This is a genomic window from Photobacterium galatheae (assembly GCF_000695255.1).
Lineage (GTDB): Bacteria > Pseudomonadota > Gammaproteobacteria > Enterobacterales > Vibrionaceae > Photobacterium > Photobacterium galatheae.
Map to the genome: position 1 here is coordinate 106,704 of NZ_JMIB01000034.1, position 6,026 is coordinate 112,729.

Genomic DNA, 6,026 nt, shown 5'->3' on the forward strand with positions numbered 1-6,026 from the left:
AGATGGATCCGAAACGCCTTACCCACCTTAAGCAGCTCGAAGCGGAGAGTATTCATATCATCCGTGAAGTCGCCGCTGAGTTCGATAACCCAGTGATGATGTACTCCATCGGTAAAGATTCATCGGTGATGCTACACCTGGCCCGTAAAGCTTTTTATCCGGGAAAAATCCCGTTTCCACTGTTGCACGTGGATACCGACTGGAAATTCCGCGAGATGATCGCCTTTCGCGATGCCACAGCAAAAAAATACGGTTTCGATTTGCTGGTGCACAAAAATCCGGAAGGGATGGCGATGGGGATCAGCCCATTTGAGCATGGCTCTTCCAAGCATACGGACATCATGAAAACCCAGGGTCTGAAGCAGGCACTGAACAAATATGGCTTTGATGCTGCCTTTGGCGGTGCCCGTCGTGATGAAGAGAAATCCCGTGCGAAAGAGCGTGTGTATTCTTTCCGGGATAAAAACCACACCTGGGATCCGAAGAACCAGCGTCCTGAACTGTGGCGGACTTATAACGGCCAGATCAACAAAGGCGAAAGTATTCGTGTTTTCCCGCTGTCGAACTGGACCGAACTGGATATTTGGCAATACATCTATCTGGAAGGCATTGAGATTGTCCCGTTGTATCTGTCTCAGGTACGTCCTGTCGTTGAACGCGATGGCATGCTGATCATGGTCGATGATGACCGCATGAAACTGCGTCCGGGTGAAGAGATTCAACAGAAGAGCGTGCGTTTCCGGACGCTGGGCTGTTACCCGCTGACCGGTGCGATTGAATCTGAGGCCAGCACTTTGCCGGAAATCATTGAAGAAATGCTGGTTGCGACCTCCAGTGAGCGTCAGGGACGGGCGATCGATCACGATCAGTCTGGTTCCATGGAATTGAAGAAACGTCAGGGTTATTTCTAAGGAGTCGGGACATGAACAGCGCAATTCAACAACAAGTGGCTGAGCTGGGCATTGAAGCCTATTTGGATCAGCACCAGAATAAGTCTCTGCTTCGTTTCCTGACCTGTGGTTCAGTGGATGACGGTAAAAGTACCCTGATTGGCCGTTTGCTGCATGATTCTCAGCAAATTTATGAAGATCAGCTGGCCGCAATTCATGCGGACAGCCAGAAAGTCGGTACCACAGGCAGCAAGCCGGATCTGGCTTTGCTGGTGGATGGTCTGCAGGCTGAGCGTGAGCAAGGGATCACCATTGATGTGGCTTACCGCTATTTCTCGACCCAGAAACGCAAATTTATTATTGCCGACACGCCGGGACATGAGCAGTACACTCGGAACATGGCGACCGGTGCATCAACCTGTGATGTCGCGGTGATTCTGATTGATGCCCGTAAAGGTGTGCTGGATCAGACCCGCCGTCATTCTTACATTGCCAGCCTGCTGGGGATTCGCCAGTTTGTGGTGGCTGTGAATAAGATGGATCTGGTGGGCTTTGAACAAGCACGTTTTGAGCAGATCCGTGATGATTATCTGACGTTTGCTGAAAAACTAAATTCGGATATCAATATCCAGCTGGTGCCACTGTCGGCGCTGGACGGAGATAATGTTGTGACGCTCAGTGAACATACGCCTTGGTATCAGGGTGAGTCGCTGCTGTCATTACTGGAAGACGTTGAAGTCAATCAGAAAGACGATGGCGAACTGCGCTTCCCGGTTCAATATGTAAATCGTCCGAATCTGGATTTCCGAGGCTTCGCCGGCACGCTGGCATCAGGGACTGTGAAAGTCGGGGATGCCGTGAAAGTGTTGCCGTCAGGGAAGACATCAACGGTTGCCCGCATTGTCACTTTTGATGGTGATCTGACGGAAGCACATTCAGGTCAGGCCATCACACTGACGCTGAACGATGAAATTGATATCAGCCGTGGCGATACGATTGTTCACGCGGGAGATGAAGTGCCGCTGAGTAACCAGCTTCTGGCTGACATTGTCTGGATGGCTGAAGCGCCTCTGGAAGCTGGCCGTCACTACGATATCAAAGTTGCAGGGAAGAAAACCGTGGGTTCGGTGAGTGCAATTCGTCATCAGGTGGATATCAATAACCTTGAGACCTTTACTACAGATGTATTGCCATTGAACGGAATCGGCTTGTGTGAAGTTTCGTTGAATGAGTCAATTACGATTGATTCATATCAGGACTGCGCTGACACCGGTGGTTTCATTCTCATCGACCGTCTGACGAATGTGACTGTGGGGGCGGGGATGGTGCGTGAAGCACTGGCAGAATTTGCACCGACTCAGCAGGATTACAGTGCGTTTGAAGTCGAACTGAATGCCCTGATCCGCAAGCACTTCCCGCACTGGGGTGCCAAAGATCTCAGTAAGTTGCTGGGGTAATTGCCTATGGCATGGGAACAAGCCCTGGTACTGGCCATGCTGGTGGTGATCGTCACCTGTCTGATCACCACCAGAATTAAACCTGCGTTCTTGTTTGCAGGGGCGGCTTTTGTCGGTTTTCAAACCGGGATGATCGAGCTGTCGACCTTGGCTGGTAACTTCACCAATGCGTCGTTGCTGACTCTGGTTTTGTTGATCCTTGTTTCTATTGCACTGGAAAAAACGCGCCTGATCAGTTGGGTCGGGCGCCAGATCTCTCAAGGGGGACAGACGTCAGTTGTTGCCAAACTTGGCCTGTCGACGGCGTTTTTGTCCTCTTTTACAAATAACACGGCTGTGGTGGTGTCTCTGATTGGAGCGGTGAAACGTAATCAGCGCCATGCGCCGTCCCGCTTGTTGATTCCGCTTTCTTATACTGCCATTTTGGGTGGAACACTGACTTTAATTGGCACTTCAACGAACTTAATCGTTAACAGCTTTGTTGAAGATGCGGGATTACCCAGTCTGGGATTTTTTGCCCCATCAATGATTGGACTGGCGGTTTTACTGACTGGGCTGGTGATCTTGATCCCTTTGAGCCATCTGTTGCCAACCTATGATGACAGTAGTCAGGACGAACTCCCTTACTTTCTTGAAGCCAGGATCACTGAGGGGTCGCCACTGGCTGGAAAAACGGTCGCAGAAAATGGTTTGCGTGCCCTGCGTCGTCTGTTTTTGGCTGAAATTATTCGTGATGGTCAAACTATTGCGCCGGTCTGTCCTGAGACGGTGCTGCATGTCGGCGATAATCTGCTGTTTTGCGGCGACGTCGAAAGTGTTACGACGCTGCAGGAAATCGAGGGGTTGAAATTATTCGGCCAGCATCATCTGAATGGTCAGTCGATGATGGAGGTGGTTGTCAGCCACTCCGCGGGAATTCGGGGAAAATCGCTCAAAGATGTCCGCTTTCGTGAGCGCTTTGATGCGGTTGTTGTTGCGATTCGCCGCGGACATGAACGATTGGCGGGTGGGTTAGGTAATATTGAGCTGCACCCGGGGGATACCTTGGTGATTGTACCCGGTAAAACCTTTCATGAGAAAAAACAGACGCTCAACCGTGAGTTCGTTCTGATCAATGGTTTGGACTCCAGCGCCCGTCTGGATAGTTCAAAAAGCATGGCGGTTCTTGGTGGGTTTGTTGCGGTGATTGCCGCTGCTTTATTGGATATTCTGCCATTAATTAAAGGACTGGCGGGCTATCTGCTGGTGCTGCTTGCAACTGGCATGATCAGTTTTGCCGAAATCCGCCGTCGTTTCCCAATTGATATTGTTGTGATTGTTGGCTCTGCGTTATCACTTGCTCAGTTAATGCTGACCAGTGGCCTTTCGGAGCGGATGGGTAACCTGATGATGACATCTTTTAATGGCTGGGGGGTGTACGGTGGCTTAGTGGCCGTATATCTGCTGACCTTATTGATGACAGAGCTGGTAACGAACAATGCAGCCGCAGCATTATCATTCCCCTTGGCTTACAGCCTGGCGCTGAGTTACGGCGTCGATCCGATGCCATTTATCATGGCTGTTCTGTTCGGGGCCAGTGCCAGCTTTATTTCTCCTTATGGTTATCAGACGAATCTGCTCGTTTACACCGTAGGGAATTATAAACTGCGTGACTATCTGAGAATCGGGTTGCCATTTTCTGTCATGTATTCAGTGGTCGTACTGGCCCTGATCCCGCAGTTTTTTCCTTTTTAATGTGTTTTAGCAACGGAGTGTACAATGACCGCTGTCGTTCAACCCCATGAAAATGAAAATGTGGTCTGGCACAATCACCAGACAGATAAAGCACAGCGTGCTCAGCTGAAAAATCAAAAACCCTGTGTGCTCTGGTTTACCGGGTTGAGTGGTGCAGGCAAATCGACAGTTGCAGGCGCATTGGAAAATCGTCTGGCAGAGCAGGGATTTCATACTTATTTGCTGGATGGTGATAATGTCCGTCATGGCTTGTGTCAGGATCTCGGCTTCTCATCAGAGGATCGAAAAGAAAACATCCGCCGTATTGGTGAAGTGGCAAAACTGATGGCGGATGCTGGTCTGATTGTATTGACTGCATTTATCTCTCCTCACCGCGCAGAACGTCAGTTGGTCAGAGATCTGCTGCCGGAAGGTGAATTCATCGAAGTTTTTGTCGATACACCCCTGGCTGAATGCGAGAAACGTGACCCGAAAGGTCTGTATAAAAAAGCCAGGGCTGGTGAAATTAAAGATTTTACTGGCATTGATTCTGAGTATCAGCCACCAGAAACCCCAGAGATTCATCTTCACGCGGGAGAGACATCGGTGGATACGCTGGTCACTCTGTGTATGGAAGCGTTAAAACAGCGTCATATTATATAAGACAAGGAGTCAAGCGTGAGCGTACTACTGGAGCCTATCTATCAGATTGCCCTGGAAGCCGGGCAAGTCATTATGGATTACTATCACAGCAATGTTCAGGTTAAAGAAAAAGCCGATAGCAGTCCTGTGACGGAAGCGGATCTGGCCGCGAACGCAGTGATTGTCCGACACCTGTCAGAGCTAACACCTGAGATTCCCATTCTTTCTGAAGAGTCTGCCCACACGGAATGGCAGCAGCGTCAACACTGGGAATCTTTTTGGCTGGTGGATCCACTGGATGGAACAAAAGAGTTCCTGCGTAAAAACGGTGAGTTCACGGTGAATATTGCATTGATCAAACAGGGAAGGTCCGTGCTGGCCGTTGTACATGCGCCGGCACTGGATAAAACATGGTTGGGTGACAGTCATAAAGCCTGGCTGCAAACCAAAGCTGGGCGTGATCAGATCCGTACCAGAGAAGCAACTATTCCGACTGTCGTTGGCAGTCGTTCGCATCCAAGTCCGGATATGGCCGACTTTTTAGAGAAATTGGGCCAACACAAAATGACGGAAGTCGGATCATCACTGAAGTTTTGTTTGGTTGCTGAAGGACGCGCACAATACTATCCGCGGTTGGGGCCAACCATGATGTGGGATACTGCTGCCGGGCAGTGTATTGCAGAAAGTGCTGGTGCGAAGGTCACTTTATTGAACGAATCGCCGTTGCAATATCACCGTGAAGATCTGTTGAACCCATTCTTTCTTGTTTCCTACAAGTAATCGACTCAGTCCGCCTAGTATTACGGCGGACTTTTTTATTGAATCTGTCTTTTTTTAATCGATTTAGCGGGAATATCCCTGTCTTTGGGTTAATGCTATTCGCATCGACATCTCTCTGAGTGCCATGATTGCTGCTTTTCTGTGTTTTTTAGCTGTTTCAGGTTAAAAGATCACCTTTCGCGATAAAATGATAAAAAAACACTTGCTGCATCTGAATTACTCCCTATAATGCCGCCTCACTGACAGGGCACAACAGCATTTGAATAAGTTCTTCGTAACTTGTGAATAACTTGTGGTGAACTGAAAGGTGCGCAAAATAGGTAATAAAATCTGGTTGACAGTGTTTTTTATCTTTGTAAAATGCGCGCTCTTGCTGAAATATGTAATCAAGGTGATGAATCTTGATGTTTTCTTAAGTGAGTGCTTGGTTAGGAAGGGTTTTGGAAATTATTTTCAAAATAGTGCTTGACTAAGAAAATTGGCTCGGTATTATACGCAGCCTCTGACCGACGAGATAAACGTTGAGTCAACGTTCTTTAACAAT

5 protein-coding genes are annotated in these 6,026 nt (G+C 48.9%); all 5 read left to right on the forward strand.

Going from position 1 to position 6,026, the window contains the following annotated elements; translation table 11 throughout:
- Nucleotides 1-2 precede the first annotated feature (2 nt).
- From cysD to cysQ, 5 genes are read left to right on the forward strand one after another with little or no spacing between them, the layout of a single operon-like run.
- Nucleotides 3-911 (forward strand): sulfate adenylyltransferase subunit CysD, encoded by a 909-nt coding sequence (cysD, locus tag EA58_RS17075; protein ID WP_036755605.1) that lies wholly within the window; start codon nt 3-5, stop codon nt 909-911.
- 11 nt (nt 912-922) lie between these two features.
- A complete protein-coding gene (cysN, locus tag EA58_RS17080; RefSeq protein WP_036755609.1) occupies nt 923-2,347 on the forward strand; it encodes a sulfate adenylyltransferase subunit CysN in 1,425 nt (474 codons plus the stop codon).
- 6 nt (nt 2,348-2,353) lie between these two features.
- Nucleotides 2,354-4,081, forward strand: coding sequence for an SLC13 family permease (locus EA58_RS17085; RefSeq protein ID WP_036755611.1), 1,728 nt, complete (start codon nt 2,354-2,356; stop codon nt 4,079-4,081).
- A gap of 24 nt (nt 4,082-4,105) precedes the next feature.
- Nucleotides 4,106-4,723 carry an adenylyl-sulfate kinase gene (gene cysC / locus EA58_RS17090; protein ID WP_036755614.1) on the forward strand — a complete coding sequence of 206 codons (618 nt, stop codon included), beginning with the start codon at nt 4,106-4,108 and terminating at the stop codon, nt 4,721-4,723.
- A 15-nt stretch (nt 4,724-4,738) separates the two neighbouring features.
- Nucleotides 4,739-5,482: a 3'(2'),5'-bisphosphate nucleotidase CysQ gene (gene cysQ, locus EA58_RS17095; protein ID WP_036755617.1), complete on the forward strand. Its 744-nt coding sequence runs from the start codon at nt 4,739-4,741 to the stop codon at nt 5,480-5,482.
- The last annotated feature ends 544 nt before the right edge of the window (nt 5,483-6,026 follow it).